We start from the raw sequence: 15840 nt of genomic DNA on the forward strand, positions 1-15840 counted from the left end.
GGCCACTCGGTCGCCCTTTTTCGTGACGGAAGAGGCGTCTTGGCATGTCGGCATTCGACTACGACCTGTTTGTGATCGGCGGCGGTTCAGGTGGCGTGCGCGCGGCGCGACGAACAGCGGCCCTGGGGCATAAGGTTGGCATCGCCGAGGAATATCGCTACGGCGGAACCTGCGTCATCCGCGGCTGCGTTCCCAAGAAGCTACTCGTCTACGCCTCGCAATATTCGGAAGCCTTCGAGGACGCGGCTGGCTATGGCTGGTCCGTCGGGGAAACGAAGTTCGACTGGCCGAGCCTGATCGCCGCCAAGGATCGCGAAATCGATCGGCTGGAGCAGATCTATCGCCGCAACCTCGAGAAGGCCGGCGCCGAGATCCTCAAGAGCCGCGCCGTGTTGGAGGGACCGAACCAGATTCGCCTCCTTGCGACCGACAAGATCGTCACTGCCGAGCGCATCCTGATCGCGGCCGGCGGGCGCGCCAATCCGTTCGCCGACATGCCGGGCGCGGAGCACTGCATCACCTCGAACGAGGCTTTCCACCTCCAGCGCCTGCCCGAGTCGATCGTGATCCTCGGCGGTGGTTACATCGCGGTCGAGTTCGCCAATATCTTTCTCGGGCTCGGCACCGCGGTGACGCTGGTCTATCGCGGCAAGGAGATCCTTCAGGGCTTCGATGACGATCTGCGCCATGAACTGCACCAGGCCATGCTGCGCAAGGGCTGCCGGATCGTCTGCGAGGACACGCTCGTTCGGGTCGATCAGAAGGCGGACGGCCGTTTTCAGGCGCACCTGAGGGGCGGAGAATGCCTCGACGCGGACGAGGTGATGCTCGCTGTCGGTCGCCAGCCCAACACGATCGACCTCGGCTGCGAGAAGGCCGGCGTCGAGCTGGATTCCAAGGGCGCGATCAAGGTCGACGACTATTCCCGCACCAGCGCCGAGAATATCTGGTCGATCGGCGACATCACGGGCCGTATCCAGTTGACGCCGGTCGCCATCCACGAGGCCATGTGCTTCGTCGATACCGTATTCCTGAACAAGCCGACCAAGCCGGACTTCGACCTGATCCCGACCGCCGTGTTCTCGCAGCCCGAGCTGGGAACGGTCGGCCTGACGGAAGCCCAGGCGGCCAAGGATCTCGGCGATCTCGACATTTTCCGCGCCCGCTTCAAGCCGATGCGCCACACGCTGACGGGCCGCGAGGAGTTCATGTTGATGAAGCTCGTCGTGGACGCCAGGACGAATGTCGTGGTTGGCGCCCATATTCTGGGACCCGATGCCGGCGAGATGGGGCAGCTTCTTGGCATCTGCGTGAAGGCGAAGTTGCGCAAAGACGATTTCGATCGCACCATGGCGCTTCACCCTTCGGCGGCAGAGGAACTGGTCACCATGTACGAGCCGACCTATCGCATTCGCGGCGGAGCGCGCGTGGATGGCTGATGTCGAGCCGCCTATTCATCAGGACGATCCGCAGCTGGAGCGGCTCGCCCGTGAGGGGCGGGTCATCGCCTATTTCGGCTATGGCTCGCTGGTGAACAAGCGGACGCTGCGCACCAAGTTCTTGGGCATTCGCCGTGCCGAGGTCTTGGGATGGCGGCGGGCCTGGCTGCCGCGCAAGGGGCAGTCCATGGCGCTTCTGTCGGTGCGGCCGGACGAAGCGGCGCTGACGCAGGGCGTCGTCGTCTACGATCTGGCCGACCATCTGCCATCGGTGGACGAGCGCGAGGCGGCCTATCATCGCCGCGTCGTTATGCCAGGCCATATCACCATTCGCGGCCACGCCCTCCCGGATGTGCCGCTCTTCATCTACGAGGGCAAGCCGGAGGAACCGGACGCCTCGCAGACCGGGGCGGCGATTCTGCAATCCTATCTCGACGCGGTGATGCAAGGCTTCTACTCGCTTTACGAGGAGGCCGGGCTGCGGCGTTTCATGGCGGAAACCGAGGGGTTCGAGACCTCCATCCTGAAGGATCGCGCCGCGCCGCTCTACCCCCGCCCGGTGACGCTGGCCGACGGCGAGGCGGAGCTGTTCGACCGCCTCGTCACCCAGCGCGGCGCGCGCTTCATCGAGTGCTCGTGAGAAGCACGTAAAGCCATTCGTGACAAATGCTGCGGTTCGTGCCACTACGCCACGACCGAGCGTTGATGGCCTCTTGATTGGCCTGCCCGCGAAGCCGTCCCGAAAAGACAGAACCCGAAGGGAGACGGCCGGACAAGGCTCGGGAAAGGAGAGGTTCATGGCCAAGGATTGGAACCCCGCGAGCTGGCGCAGCAAGGCGATCGAGCAGGTCCCGCTCTATCCCGACCCGAATGCCCTGGCGGAAACCGAGAAGCGCCTTGCCACCTTTCCCCCGCTTGTCTTTGCAGGCGAAGCGCGAAAGCTGAAGCGGGCTTTGGGCGACGTGGCCGAAGGCCGCGCTTTCCTGCTTCAAGGCGGCGACTGCGCGGAAAGCTTCGCCGAGCATGGCGCGGACAATATCCGCGATTTCTTCCGTGCCTTCCTCCAGATGGCGGTCGTCCTGACCTTCGCGGCCTCGTCGCCGGTGGTGAAGGTCGGCCGCATCGCCGGCCAGTTCGCCAAGCCGCGTTCGTCGGGTTCGGAAACCAAGAACGGCGTGACGCTGCCGTCCTACCGGGGTGACATCATCAATGGCATCGAGTTCGAGGAAGCCTCGCGCATCCCGAACCCGGAACGCCAGGAGATGGCCTACCGGCAGTCGGCGGCGACGCTGAACCTGCTGCGCGCCTTCGCGCAGGGCGGCTACGCCAATCTCGACAATGTGCACCAGTGGATGCTCGGCTTCGTGTCCGGCTCGCCGCAGGCGGAGCGATACGGCGAGCTCGCGGATCGCATTTCCGAGACCATGGCCTTCATGCGCGCCATCGGCATCGATTCCGAGACGCATCCCTCGCTGCGTGAGACCGACTTCTTCACCAGCCACGAGGCGCTGCTGCTGGGCTACGAGCAGGCTTTGACGCGCGTCGATTCGACCAGCGGCGAGTGGTACGCGACATCGGGCCACATGATCTGGATCGGCGACCGCACGCGCCAGATCGACAACGCGCATGTCGAATATTGCCGTGGCATCCGCAATCCGCTCGGCCTGAAATGCGGCCCGTCGCTGGCGCCGGACGATCTCCTGCGCCTGATCGACATTCTGAACCCGCAGAACGAGGCCGGCCGCCTCACGCTGATCGGCCGCTTCGGCCACGAGAAGGTCGGCGATCATCTGCCGGCGCTGATCCGTGCCGTGGAGCGGGAAGGGCGTAAGGTCGTCTGGTCCTGCGACCCGATGCATGGCAACACGATCACCGTGAACGACTACAAGACGCGCCCCTTCGACCGCATCCTGAGGGAGGTCGAGACCTTCTTCGAGGTTCATCGTGCGGAAGGCACCCATGCCGGCGGCATCCATGTCGAGATGACCGGCAAGGATGTCACGGAATGCACGGGTGGCGGCGCGCGTCCGGTTCTGGCCGAAGATCTGTCGGATCGCTACCACACGCATTGCGACCCGCGTCTCAACGCCGATCAGGCGCTCGAGCTGTCCTTCCTCGTGGCGGAGCGGATCAAGAAAGAGCACGAGACCCGCGCACCGAAGTCCGTCGTCAATTTCTGATCGGCTAGTCTCTCTAGCGTTAGAACGAAAAGGCCGGGTCGATCGACCCGGCCTTTTTCATGTCGGCTATAAGGGAATTAAAGGCCGTCAGCGGCGTGGGGCGTCGCGATCGGACGAGACGGGGCGGGAGCCGACCTGCGCTTCCACAGGCTCCGTTCCTGCAGTTTCGTCGCGGTCCTTGCGCAGTCGCGACACCAGACGATCCCGGATCACCGAGCCGCCCTGCTGCCATGCGAAGAACAGCATCAGCGCGAGGGCCAGCACCGCGAGGAAGATCATCATGCCGTGTTCCATCATCTCCAGATGCTGGAACACGGAAGTGATCGAATAGCCGAAGACATAGCCGATCGTCGTGAACAGGCCGGCCCAGATCGCCGCGCCGATGAAATTCAAAATCATGAAGCGGGGAACGCTGATCGAGGATAGGCCGAGCGCGATCAGACCCGGCATCCGCAGCCCGTAAATATACCGATTCACGATGACGAAATAGGCTTGGTAGCGATCCACGAGACGCAGCGCCTTGGTGAATTTCGGCTTGCGCTTCCAGCGCTTGACCCATTCGCTGTTGGAGAAATATCGCGAAAACAGGAACACGGCCAGATCGCCGCAGAAGGAGCCGATGAAGGCGAGGCTGCTCATGAGCCAGAGCGGATGCGTTCCGCGATAGGCGAGGAAGCCGCCGATAATGGCAAAGACTTCGCCTTCGAAGAACGTGCCGACGAACACGATGCCAAGACCGAAACGGTCGATCAGTGCAAGGATTTCGTACACGCGTGCTCCGGTGACTCGGCGACCCCGTGGGGTCATCCCACCCTATGTCGGGCGCGAGGGAGAATTTGCAAAGGCTAAGTTTGCCTCGGCCCTTTCCGTTCCCCATTCGGGGTTCGTCTGTTGCCCTAGAGTTTCGACCTGTCGATAAGCTGGATCAGGGAAAAGCTCTTCGCGGCGATGCCTATCTTTTGTGCCATGCGAACGTGCCATCTTCATGACTTCCATTCGAGAGACCGCGACGTGCCGATCGAATTTCCTCCACTGTCCGACATCGCAACCGCTTTTGTTTTTGTGGGTTTGCTGTTTTTCCTGCGCTTCATTCTGGCCGTACGTCGTCTGCGCGGCGAAAGCCGTCAGGCGGAGCCCTTCCTCGCCGCGATGGCGCATGTTCGGATCGCGGGCAGTTTTGGCGATGAGTATGAGCCGGAGCGCCGCCATGCCTTGCGCCAGATCTACATCGGGGTCGTTTTTTGGGTCGTTGGGTTCGCGCTGCTCTTCTGGATCCTTGTGGCACATCTCCTCGGGCTCGCTCCGCCGATCAGCACAGGCACCTGACAACCGCCCTTTTCATTGCGGGACAAGCGGCCATGCGCTATCGCCCGCCGCATGACCCACTCCGTCCGCTTCGCGCCCTCTCCAACGGGCTATCTCCATATCGGCAATCTGCGCCCCGCGCTGTTCAACTGGCTGTTTGCGCAGCGCGAGGGCGGGCGCTTCGTCTTGCGCTACGACGACACGGATACCGAACGCTCCAAGCGCGAATATGCCGACGCAATCCTAGAGGACATCCGTTGGATCGGCATTCAGCCGGACGAGATCGCCCGGCAGTCCGATCGCATCGCGCTCTATGACGCCGCTGCCGAGCGCCTGCGCGTCACGGGCCTGCTCTATCCCTGCTTCGAGACGGCGGACGAGCTGGAGCGTCGGCGCAAGCGGCGCATGGCGCGGGGGCTGCCGCCGATCTACGGGCGCGAGGCCCTCGCCCTGACGGAGGTCGAGCGACAGGCGTTCGAAGCCGAAGGACGTCGGCCGCACTGGCGGTTCCGCCTTCCCAATTTCCGCGACGATCCGATGCAGCCGGAGCGCACGGAGGTTCATTGGGACGACGTGGTGCGCGGACGGCAGACGGTGGATCTGGCGTCCTTGTCCGACCCCGTCCTGATCCGCGAGGACGGAACCTATCTCTATACGCTGCCCTCCGTGGTGGATGATGGCGAGATGGGTATCACCCATGTGCTGCGCGGCGACGACCATGTAACGAACACGGGTGTTCAGATCGCGCTGTTCGAGGCGCTGGATTATCGCGCGCCGGCTTTCGGCCACTTCAACCTCCTGACGACGATCGACGGCGAGGGCCTGTCCAAGCGCACCGGCGCTTTGTCCCTCAGGAGCCTGCGCGCAGACGGTTTCGAGCCCATGGCGGTCGCCTCGCTGGCGGTGCTGACCGGCCTGTCGGGCTCGATCGAGGCCATGCCTTCGCTGGAAGCGCTCGGCGAACGGCTGAACTTCGACGGCGTTTCGGCGTCGAGTTCGAAGTTCGATCCGGCGGAGCTGACGCGTCTCAACGCCGATCTCGTTCACGCCATGCCGGTGGAGGTCGTCGCCGAGCGGCTTCTGGAATGGGGCGTTCCCGACAGCGATCTCGCTCCGTTCTGGAGTACCGTGAAGGGTAATCTTTCCAAAGTGCCGGATGCCCAGGAATGGGCTGCGATCGTCTATGGCGACGCGCGAGCGGACCAGGCTTTCAATGATGAGGACGCCGCCTTCCTGCGAACGGCGTTCGATCTTCTGCCGCCCGCGCCTTTCGACCGTTCGACGTGGAAGACCTGGACCGACGCGATCAAGCCCGCGACAGGTCGCAAGGGAAAGGGGCTCTTCATGCCGTTGCGCCTGGCCCTGACCGGCCTCGATCACGGACCGGAACTGGCGGAACTGCTACCGCTCATCGGCCGCGAGCGCGCCTTGCAGCGCCGGCCCTGAGGGCCGGCGCCAAATGCCTCGTGATGCCAGCCGCTAGCGGCTGGCGTCTCCCTGCTGCACGGCCTGGGCGACCGCGATCGCCGCCATGTTCACGATGCCGCGTGACGTCACGGACGGCGTCAGGATGTGCGCCGGCGTCGCCGCACCGAGCAGGATCGGGCCGACGTGAAGCGCATCGGTCATGACCTTCACGACATTCATCGAGATGTTGGCCGCGTCCAGCGACGGGAAGAGCAGGAGGTTCGCGTCTCCCGTCAGCGTCGAGTTCGGCATCACGCGCTGACGCAGCGTCTGCGACAATGCAGCGTCGCCATGCATCTCGCCGTCGATCTCCAGATCGGGCGCGCGCTGATGAACCAGCGATAGCGCCTCGCGGAGCTTGATCGCGTCCGGGTAGTCGCTGGTGCCGAAATTGGAATGCGAGAGGAACGCGGCGCGCGGCGTGATGCCGAACCGCTTGACCTCCTTGGCCGCAAGACAGGCGATCTCGGCCAGTTCCTCGGCGTTCGGGTTCTCCTGCACATAGGTGTCGGCGAAGAACACCGTGCCATACTGAGACAGAAGAAGGCTGAGACCCGAAAGGCGCTTCACGCCCGGCGCGATGCCGATGACCTGCTTGATGTCCCGGATATGGCGCGAGAACCGCCCGCCCAGGCCGCAAAGCATGATGTCGGCGTCGCCGCGTGACACGGAAACCGCCGCGATCACCGTCGTGTTGGTGCGCACCAACGCGCGCGCCGTGTCCGGGTTAACGCCGCGCCGGCCGACCTTCGAGAAATAATGATCCACATAGTCGCGGTAGCGCGGATCGTCCTCGGGGTTCACCACCTCGAAATCCTGGCCTTGGCGAATGCGCAGCGCAAAGCGTTCCAGCCGAGTCTGGATCACGCTCGGACGCCCGACCAGAATCGGCTGGCAGATCTTCTCCTCCAGCATGACCTGCGCCGCGCGCAGCACGCGCTCGTCCTCGCCATCGGCGAAGATGACCCGCTTGCCGGAGTTGCGCGCGATCTGGAAGATCGGCTTCATGACGAGGCCGGAGCGGAACACGAAGCGGTTCAGCCGGTCGATATAGGCGTCCCAATCGGCGATCGGGCGCGAGGCGACGCCGGAGGCCTCGGCGGCCTTCGCGACGGCGGGCGCGATCTTGAGGATCAGGCGCGGGTCGAAGGGCGAGGGGATCAGATATTCCGCGCCGAAGACCGGCGTCTCCGAGCCATAGGCCTTGGCCGCGACTTCCGAGACTTCCTCACGCGCCAGCGCCGCGATCGCGTCCACGGCCGCGATCTTCATCTCCTCGTTGATCGTGGTCGCGCCGCAATCCAGCGCGCCGCGGAAGATGAAGGGGAAGCAGAGGACGTTGTTGACCTGATTGGGGAAGTCCGACCGCCCCGTACAGATGATCGCGTCCGGCCGCACGGCGCGCGCGAGATCGGGCATGATCTCCGGCGTCGGATTGGCGAGCGCCATGATCAGCGGCCGGTCGGCCATCTTCTCCAGAAGCTCGGGCTTCAGCACGCCCGCCGCCGACAGGCCGAGGAAGATATCCGCGCCCTCGATCACCTCGGCCAGGGTCTTGGCCGCTGTCTCCTTGGCATAGACCGCCATCCAGCGATCGATCCGGCCCTCGCGGCCTGTGGAAACGACGCCATCCTTGTCGGTGCAGATGATGTTCTCGACCTTGGCGCCGAGCGAAACCAGAAGGTTGAGGCAGGCGATGGCCGCCGCGCCCGCACCCGAGGTGACGATTTTCACGTCCTCGATGCGCTTGTTGCCCAGAAGCAGCGCGTTGCGCACCGCTGCCGCGACGATAATGGCCGTGCCATGCTGATCGTCATGGAAAACGGGGATGCTCATGCGCGCGCGCAGGCGCTCTTCGACATCGAAGCACTCGGGTGCCTTGATGTCTTCCAGATTGATGCCGCCGAAGGTTGGCTCCAGCGCGGCCACGACATCGACGATCCGGTCGATCTCCTGCGCGTCGATCTCGATATCGAACACGTCGATATCGGCGAATTTCTTGAAAAGGACGGCCTTGCCTTCCATCACCGGCTTGGAAGCGAGGGGGCCGATATTGCCGAGGCCCAGAACCGCCGTGCCGTTGGATACGACCGCGACCAGATTGGCGCGGCTCGTGTAATCGGCGGCGAGATTGGGGTCGTCCGCGATCGCTAGGCACGGCGCGGCAACGCCCGGCGAATAGGCGAGCGCCAGATCGCGCTGGTTGCCGACGGGTTTAGTGGCCTGGATCGCCAGTTTACCGGGCTTGGGATGGCGGTGGTAGAAGAGCGCCTGCTCGTTCAGGTCTGCGGCGGCTGCCTGCCGTTTGGTTTCGTCGGCGCTCGACATGCTCTCTCCATCGCTGCAATTCAGGGCGAACGCGATGACTTGGGAGCACGCGCGTCCACGTCCTTTAGCCTCTAAGCCAGATGCGCCCCGAAGGGCAATCGGCAAGACACGGGCCGACGCGCCGGCGCGGCGTCATACGCCTGCAACAGGCTTAAGGCAGTTTAACGATCGCGAGGCCGAAGAGCGAACGGGCGGGCAGGCAGATGGAACAATGGAATGCGACCCGCCATGTGCGAACCTTGTTCCTATCGGACATTCATCTGGGGTCGAGGGCAGCGCAAGCCGATCTGCTGATCGATTTCCTGCGCTGCGTCGATGCCGAGAAAATCTATCTCGTCGGCGACATCGTAGATGGATGGCGTCTGAAGCGCACGTGGCACTGGCCCCAGTCGCATAATGATGTCGTACAGAAGCTCCTGCGCAAGGCTCGCAAGGGCACCGAGATCATCTACATTCCCGGCAACCACGACGATTTCCTGCGCGATTTCGTGGGAACACATTTCGGCGGCATCGAAGTCCGGCTGAACGACGTCCACACGACGGCCAACGGTCAGCGCCTTCTTGTAATGCATGGCGACGAGTTCGACGTGGTGGTGCGCCATGCCAAGCTCATCGCCCATCTCGGCGACTGGGCCTATGATATGGCGATCGCCATCAATGTCGCGCTGAACTGGACGCGCCGACGCCTCGGCTTCGGCTACTGGTCTTTCTCGTCCTGGGCCAAGGGCCGCGTGAAGCGGGCCGTGAACTTCATCGGCGCCTTCGAGGAAGCGCTGTCGGGCGAAGCCAAACGGCAGGATTGCGAAGGCGTGATCTGCGGCCATATTCACCATCCCAAGATCGAGACCCTCGGCGACATGCTCTATGTCAACACCGGCGACTGGGTGGAGAGTTGCTCGGCCATCGTGGAGCGCCATGATGGAACGCTGGAACTGGTGCATTGGACAGCCTTCGAGCGTGTGGATGAGACGAGCGATCCTCGGCTCGGCCTGCGCTTCCTGAAGCCGCGCGAGCGTTTGCCGGAAGCGGCCGAATAAGGACGCTGGCCGCATCTCCAAGATGAAGGGTTTGTCGGGCCGGGCTCGGTTTGATAGGCGGATGGTCCAACCGCCGCGAGCCTCGTTCATGACATCTGATCTTTCGGTGCCGGCCGCAACGCGGCGCATGTTCGACCGGCGGATGTCCTTCGTCTTTGCCGGCAATTTCGTAACGCTCGGTATCTTCTTCCCCTTTTTCCCAGTCTGGCTTGGGCACAAGGGGTTGGATGGCGACGAGATCGGTTTGATTCTCGCGCTTCAGATCGGGCTGCGCGTTCTCGTCTGCCCGCCTGTTCTGCGCCAGGCCGATCGCTCCCGGGATCGAGCCCATCTGCTGATCGCAGCGGCTTTCGCCAGCCTCGTAGCCTCGCTGCCCTTCTTCCAGGTCGAGGGATGGAGCCCCATTCTTCTGGCGACATTGGTTCTGGCGGCGGTGTGGTGCCCGGCCATTCCGCTGACCGATGCCATCGCGCTGTCGGGGGTACGGCGGTTGGGGTCGGATTACGGGCGCTCGCGCCTTTGGGGTTCGATCAGCTTTATCGCCGCCAATATCGCTGGGGGTGTTCTGATCGGCTGGCTCGGCGTCGGTCGGTTTCCTCTCGTGCTTTGCTTGGCATTTCTGACGGCGGCTCTGGTGACGCTGGCCGCGCCGCGGTTGGGGCAGCCTCTCAAAGCCTCACCTCTGCCACTCGCGCCACCGCAGGAGCCTTGGACGCCGTCGCCATCCTTGGTTCAGCGCCTGCGGCGGCTTGGTCCCGCGCCGGATATGAAGCGGCTTCTGCCGCCACTCATCGGCATCGCGCTGATTCAAGCGAGTCACGCGCTTCTGAACGGTTTTGCGTCGCTCCAATGGGCCAAGCTCGGCTATGGCGCGGTCGAGATCGGTGTGTTCTGGGCGATCGGCGTGGTGGCCGAGGTCATTCTGTTTCGCTTGGCGGCCCAGCCGCTTCGTCGCTTCGGCATCAAAGCCGTGCTGCTGGCGTCCGCGCTGGTGGCCGCCGCGCGTTGGACTCTCTTCACGCATGATCTCGGTTTGGTCGGCTTCGCGCTTCTCCAGACCGCCCATGCGATGACCTTTGCCGCCGCGCATGTCTCCCTGCAAATGCTGATCGGCTCGTCGGTCGCGGAAAACCGCTTCGGCGCGGCCCAAGGGTTGAGCTTCGCGCTTCAGACGACGCTCATGGCCTCAGCTACGTTCGGCGGCGGCGTTCTTTATCAACAAGGCGGCGCAGAGGCCTTCTACGCCATGGCCGCCATGGCAATTGCCGCTTTCGTCATCATCGCCTTGTCGCCTCAGCCCCAAAGCGCGGGTGAGGGCGGGAAGACCCGCGAGCCGCCATAGCGCAACCCATTCGGCCGGTCTTCGCGCAGCAGCAAGGGGCCGTCGAGATCGACCAGTTCCGCCCCTTGCGCCAAAAGGAGCGCCGGCGCCATGGCGAGCGACGAGCCGACCATGCAGCCGACCATGACCCCGAACCCGAGGCGCCTCGCTTCCTCCAGGAAGACCAAGCCCTCCGTCAAGCCCCCGGTCTTGTCGAGCTTGAGGTTCACGTAATCATAGCGGCCGATCAGCGTGTGAAGGTCGCCGCTTCCATGCACGGATTCGTCGGCGCAGATCGGGACGGGATGCGGGGTTCGAGCCAGGATGTCGTCCTGCCCCGCGGGAAGCGGCTGCTCCACGACGAAAGCGCCGATCGACGCCGCGACGAGCAGATGGGTTTTGAGATTGTCGCTGGTCCAGCCCTCGTTCGCATCGATGATCAGGCGCGTGCCAGGCGCGGCGTCGCGCACTGCGCGCATCCGGTCCGCATCCTCCGCGCCTCGCCCGACCTTGACCTTCAGCACGCTGCGATTCGCCACGGCGCGGGTTGCCGCCGCCATCTCGTCCGGAGATCCGAGCGAGATCGTGTAGGCTGTGTCGACCGGATTTAGACCGGGCAGCCCGGCCAAGGTGGACGCGGACGTGCCGGATATCTTGGCCTCGAGATCCCAAAGCGCGCAGTCCACGGCGTTGCGCGCCGCGCCAGGCGGCATGATCTTCGCCAACTCCTCCCGAGTCAGCCCGTCTTCGAGGGAACTGCGCAAGGACTCGATGGCCTCGACGACGCCGTCCACGGTTTCGCCATAGCGCGCATAGGGAACGCACTCGCCCCGGCCGATCGCATCGCCTTTCGTGATCGAGCAGGTAACGACCACGGCTTCGGTCTTGGCCCCGCGCGCGATCGTAAATTGTTTGGCCAGCGAAAAAACGTCCACTGTGACCGAAAGACGACTCGTCATTTTTATCCCTTAACCGATCTTAACATCACTATTCGGCGTCACAGGCGGACGCTACGTGTGCAATGCAGGATGTGGAAGAGCCGCGTATCGGGCTGTCCATCGCCAACAGAGGCTGTAACTCTCGGAATGCTCAATAAACCCAAGTCCGACGAGGGACGCGGCCGCGGGGAAGCCGAGGCCGCTCCCCCTTCCATCGAAGCTGAAAAGAACCAGAAGGGCATCGTGCTCAAGCTGGCCGGCGACTGGCTGTCCCGCACGATCGGCTCCGTCGAGGAGAAGATCACCGAGACCAGCAAGGCCGATCTCGGCAAGTCTCTCGTCGTGGATTGCAGCGGTATCGGCCGCATGGATACATCGGGCGCGTTCCTGATCGAGCGTCTGGCCCGGCAGATGGGCGAGAAGGGCCGCAAGGTCGAGTTTCGCGGCGCCGATAAGGACAAGACGCTGTTCGAGGCCGTTCGCAAGGCTTTGGACGTCAAGCGCACACCACCGCAGGCGCCCAAGCGCACCAGCCTGACGGACGTCTTCGCCAAGATCGGCGAAGGCGTCTTCGCCATGGGGCGCGAAGTGACGAGCGGCCTCAACATCGTAGGCGCCGCGCTCTACGGCGCGGGTCGGCGCATGACGGGCCAGACGCAGATCCGGCCGGCCGCGATCGTCAATCAGATGGATCGCATGGGCGTTCGCGCGGTGCCGATCATCGCCCTCATGAGCTTCCTGATCGGCGCGGTCATCGCGCAGCAAGGCGCGTTTCAGCTTCGCAATTTCGGCGCGGAAATCTTCGTCGTGGATCTCGTCGGCATTCTTCAGCTGCGCGAGATCGGCGTTCTCCTGACCGCCATCATGATCGCGGGCCGCTCGGGCAGCGCGATCACGGCCGAAATCGGTTCGATGAAGATGCGCGAGGAGGTGGACGCGCTGCATGTCATCGGACTCAATCCGATTGGCGTTCTGATCTTCCCCCGCCTCGTCGCGCTGGTGATCGTTCTTCCGCTTCTGGCCTTTATCGCCGATCTGGCCGGACTTCTGGGCGCAATCGTCGTCACCTGGGTGTATTCCGGCATCACGCCGGATGCCTTCCTCATGCGCTTGCGCGGCGCCATCGATGTCGGCACCGTGTTCGCCGGCCTCATCAAGGCTCCGTTCATGGCTATCGTCATCGGCATCATGGCGTCCATGGAAGGCATGAAGGTCGGCGGCAGCGCCGAAAGCCTCGGTCGCCACGTCACCGCATCGGTGGTCAAATCCATCTTCCTTGTCATCCTGATGGATGCTGTTTTCGCGATTTTCTATGCCGCCATCGGATACTGACAAACATCGCAAGACCGATCACGACGTGATTATCCGTGCCACGGATGTGACCGTTCGCTTCGGTTCGAAAACCATTTTGGACGGGCTCTCGCTGGATGTTCGGCGTGGCGAAATCCTCGGCTTCGTCGGCGCGTCCGGCACGGGCAAATCCGTGCTGCTGCGCACGATCCTCGGTCTCAATCCCAAGCAGGGCGGAAAGATCGAGGTCTTCGGCGTCGATTACGACCGGGCGAGCGACGCCGAGCGGCTCACCGTCGAGCAGCGCTGGGGGGTTTTGTTTCAGCAGGGCGCTCTGTTCTCGTCCTTGACGGTGCTGGAGAACATCCAGGTTCCCATGCGGGAATATCTCGATATCTCGCCGCAGCTGATGGAAGAACTCGCCCGGCTCAAGATCGATCTCGTCGGCCTTGCGCCCGATGCGGCGGAAAAATACCCGTCCGAATTGTCGGGCGGCATGATCAAGCGCGCCGCACTCGCGCGAGCGCTCGCGCTCGATCCCGACATCGTCTTCCTGGACGAGCCGACATCGGGCCTCGATCCGATCGGCGCGGCCGATTTCGACGAATTGATCATGACGCTGCGCGATACGCTCGGCCTCACCGTTTACATGGTGACGCACGACCTCGACAGTCTATTTATGGCGTGCGATCGAATCGCGGTGCTCGGGCAGAAGAAGGTCCTCGTCGAAGGGCCGCTCCAGACCATGCTCGAGAACGACGACCCTTGGGTTCGATCCTATTTCCACGGCAAGCGCGCCCGGACTGTGGTGCCGAAAGACGAAAATCCGCACTACGCGGTGAAGGACAGTGATGGAAAATAGAGCGAATTACGTCCTTGTCGGCATTTTCACGGTCGTCGTTCTCGCCCTGAGCTTCGGCTTTGTTTACTGGTCGGCCAATGTGTCGGACAAGGACCAGCGCACGACGCTGCTCATCCGCATCGAAGGCTCCGTCTCCGGCCTCAGCCAAGGCAGCCAGGTTCTGTTCAACGGCTTGAACGTCGGCTCGGTGCAGGGCCTCAAGATCGATCCCAACAATCCGCGCGTTGTTATCGCCACGACGCAGGTCGATCGCACGACCCCGATCACCACATCGACAACTGCGACCATCGGTTTCCAGGGCCTGACCGGCATCGGCTTCATCGGCCTGACGGGCGGCAATGTGAACGATCGCAACATTCTCCAGTCCGCGATCGAGCAGGGCACGACGCCCGTTATCCGCGCCAACCCGTCCGATGTGACGGACATTCTGGCAACGGCACGAGACATTGCCGATCGCGCCAACAATATACTCGGCGAGTTCGAGTCGATCGTTCAGGCGGTGGGCCCTTCGGTGCGCACAACGGCCGAAAATGTCGCGCAGACATCCACCAATGTTCGCACCTTCACCGATAGTCTGGCCGCCAATGCCAACCAGATCGATGACTTTCTGGGCAGCTTGGCTCGATTGTCCACGAGCGCCAACAATGTCGCCGAGCGTCTGCCGCCCCTGATCGACAGCGTCGGCAATTTCATCTCGGCGCTCAATGTCGGGGCGGTCAACGACTCCATCCAGAACATTGCCGCCATCACGCAGAGCGTTCGCGGACAGACGGACAATTTCGTTACCGCCCTCGCTTCCATCGGCGAGACGGCACGCAGCCTCGGCTCTGTCGGCGAAGTCATCCGCCAAAACACACCGAGCCTGAACGCCTTCCTTGGACGGCTCGATCCGATCAGCGCAACGGCGGACCGGGTCGCGACGAAGCTGGACACGACGTTGGGCGACGTGAATCGACTCACCGCCGCCGTCAATGCCGACGAAGTTCGTTCCGTGGTGGACAATGTTTCCGGCTTCGCCGCCGCGCTGAATGGACAGTCGAGCCGGATCGGAACGGTGGTAGCTGCCACCGATACGGTGCTCGCAACGCTGAACAACGCTCTCACCGGCGTGAACGGGACACGGGCACGCGTCGATAATCTTCTCGCCGGCATCCGCGCGGACGACATTTCGCGCGCCGTCAACAATGTCTCGTCGGCTACGACGAACATCGCCAGCGCGGCCGACTCGGTCCGCGCTGTGGCGGACGACATCGGGAGCCGACGCGAGGACATCAACGCCATCATCGGCAATGCCCGTGACACGAGCGCCAATCTGAAGGTGGCGTCGGCGCAGGTTCAGACCGTGATCAACTCGGTCAACAATCTCGTCAACAGCCCGGACGGGCAGGGCTTGACGGCCGAGGCACGCGATACGCTGCGCACCATTCGCCAGACGGCGCAGACCATCCAGGCGGCGGTCGGCCCCATCTCGTCCAATCTCGACAGCTTCACGGGTCAGGGCCTTCAGGAGGTGCGCAATCTCGTTCGCGAGACGACGCGCGCCGTGACGCGGATCGAGCAGGCGATCACCAACCTGTCCGCCAATCCGAGCCGTATCCTGTTCGGCGGTGATGGTGCCGGTGACATCCGACAGTTCGATGGGCGCACCCGCCGCTGATGTCTCGAGCGTCGTC

13 protein-coding genes are annotated in these 15840 nt (G+C 63.5%); 10 read left to right on the top strand and 3 right to left on the bottom strand.

Annotation, left to right across the window (positions count from 1 at the left end; genetic code table 11):
- Positions 1-44: 44 nt before the first annotated feature.
- From gor to AUL28_RS18705, 3 genes are all read left to right on the top strand, one after another.
- Positions 45-1439 (top strand): glutathione-disulfide reductase, encoded by a 1395-nt coding sequence (gene gor, locus AUL28_RS18695; RefSeq protein WP_062235622.1) that lies wholly within the window; start codon positions 45-47, stop codon positions 1437-1439.
- Positions 1432-2079, top strand: a complete 648-nt coding sequence (locus AUL28_RS18700) for a gamma-glutamylcyclotransferase family protein (protein ID WP_058599577.1) — start codon at positions 1432-1434, stop codon at positions 2077-2079. The genes gor and AUL28_RS18700 overlap by 8 nt, the downstream gene beginning before the upstream one ends.
- A gap of 157 nt (positions 2080-2236) precedes the next feature.
- The gene (locus AUL28_RS18705; protein WP_062235626.1) at positions 2237-3619 is read left to right on the top strand and encodes a class II 3-deoxy-7-phosphoheptulonate synthase; all 1383 of its coding nucleotides are present in this window, start codon (positions 2237-2239) and stop codon (positions 3617-3619) included.
- An 87-nt stretch (positions 3620-3706) separates the two neighbouring features.
- Here AUL28_RS18705 and AUL28_RS18710 read toward each other — a convergent pair whose 3' ends face one another.
- Positions 3707-4390: a DedA family protein gene (locus AUL28_RS18710; protein ID WP_062235630.1), complete on the bottom strand. Its 684-nt coding sequence runs from the start codon at positions 4388-4390 to the stop codon at positions 3707-3709.
- Positions 4391-4630: 240 nt separating this feature from the next.
- Between AUL28_RS18710 and AUL28_RS18715 the strand changes: the two genes are divergently transcribed.
- Positions 4631-4945 carry a hypothetical protein gene (locus AUL28_RS18715; RefSeq protein ID WP_156420075.1) on the top strand — a complete coding sequence of 105 codons (315 nt, stop codon included), beginning with the start codon at positions 4631-4633 and terminating at the stop codon, positions 4943-4945.
- Between the two features lie 51 nt (positions 4946-4996).
- Positions 4997-6370: a glutamate--tRNA ligase gene (gene gltX, locus AUL28_RS18720; protein WP_062235635.1), complete on the top strand. Its 1374-nt coding sequence runs from the start codon at positions 4997-4999 to the stop codon at positions 6368-6370.
- Positions 6371-6403: 33 nt separating this feature from the next.
- Here the strand turns inward: gltX and AUL28_RS18725 are convergent, their stop codons facing one another.
- A complete protein-coding gene (locus tag AUL28_RS18725) occupies positions 6404-8719 on the bottom strand; it encodes an NADP-dependent malic enzyme (RefSeq protein ID WP_062235639.1) in 2316 nt (771 codons plus the stop codon).
- A 203-nt stretch (positions 8720-8922) separates the two neighbouring features.
- On the opposite strand from AUL28_RS18725, the gene AUL28_RS18730 reads away from it, so the two are divergent.
- Positions 8923-9756, top strand: a complete 834-nt coding sequence (locus AUL28_RS18730; protein WP_058599583.1) for a UDP-2,3-diacylglucosamine diphosphatase — start codon at positions 8923-8925, stop codon at positions 9754-9756.
- An 88-nt stretch (positions 9757-9844) separates the two neighbouring features.
- Entirely contained in the window at positions 9845-11098 is a 1254-nt protein-coding gene (locus tag AUL28_RS18735) for an MFS transporter (protein WP_192843495.1), read from the top strand.
- Here AUL28_RS18735 and dgcA read toward each other — a convergent pair.
- Positions 11050-12036: an N-acetyl-D-Glu racemase DgcA gene (dgcA, locus tag AUL28_RS18740; RefSeq protein ID WP_062235645.1), complete on the bottom strand. Its 987-nt coding sequence runs from the start codon at positions 12034-12036 to the stop codon at positions 11050-11052. The two genes, AUL28_RS18735 and dgcA, sit on opposite strands and share 49 nt — an antisense overlap.
- Positions 12037-12162: 126 nt before the next feature.
- Here dgcA and AUL28_RS18745 point away from each other — a divergent pair, with 126 nt between their 5' ends.
- The 3 genes from AUL28_RS18745 to AUL28_RS18755 are packed head-to-tail and all read left to right on the top strand — an operon-like array spanning position 12163 to position 15824.
- Positions 12163-13347 (top strand): ABC transporter permease, encoded by a 1185-nt coding sequence (locus AUL28_RS18745; RefSeq protein ID WP_062235649.1) that lies wholly within the window; start codon positions 12163-12165, stop codon positions 13345-13347.
- The gene (locus AUL28_RS18750) at positions 13328-14167 is read left to right on the top strand and encodes an ABC transporter ATP-binding protein (RefSeq protein WP_058599587.1); all 840 of its coding nucleotides are present in this window, start codon (positions 13328-13330) and stop codon (positions 14165-14167) included. Before AUL28_RS18745 ends, AUL28_RS18750 begins: the two co-directional genes overlap by 20 nt.
- Positions 14157-15824, top strand: coding sequence for an MlaD family protein (locus AUL28_RS18755; RefSeq protein WP_062235653.1), 1668 nt, complete (start codon positions 14157-14159; stop codon positions 15822-15824). The genes AUL28_RS18750 and AUL28_RS18755 overlap by 11 nt, the downstream gene beginning before the upstream one ends.
- The last annotated feature ends 16 nt before the right edge of the window (positions 15825-15840 follow it).

This window comes from Aureimonas sp. N4, assembly GCF_001463925.1.
Taxonomy (GTDB): domain Bacteria; phylum Pseudomonadota; class Alphaproteobacteria; order Rhizobiales; family Rhizobiaceae; genus Aureimonas; species Aureimonas ureilytica_A.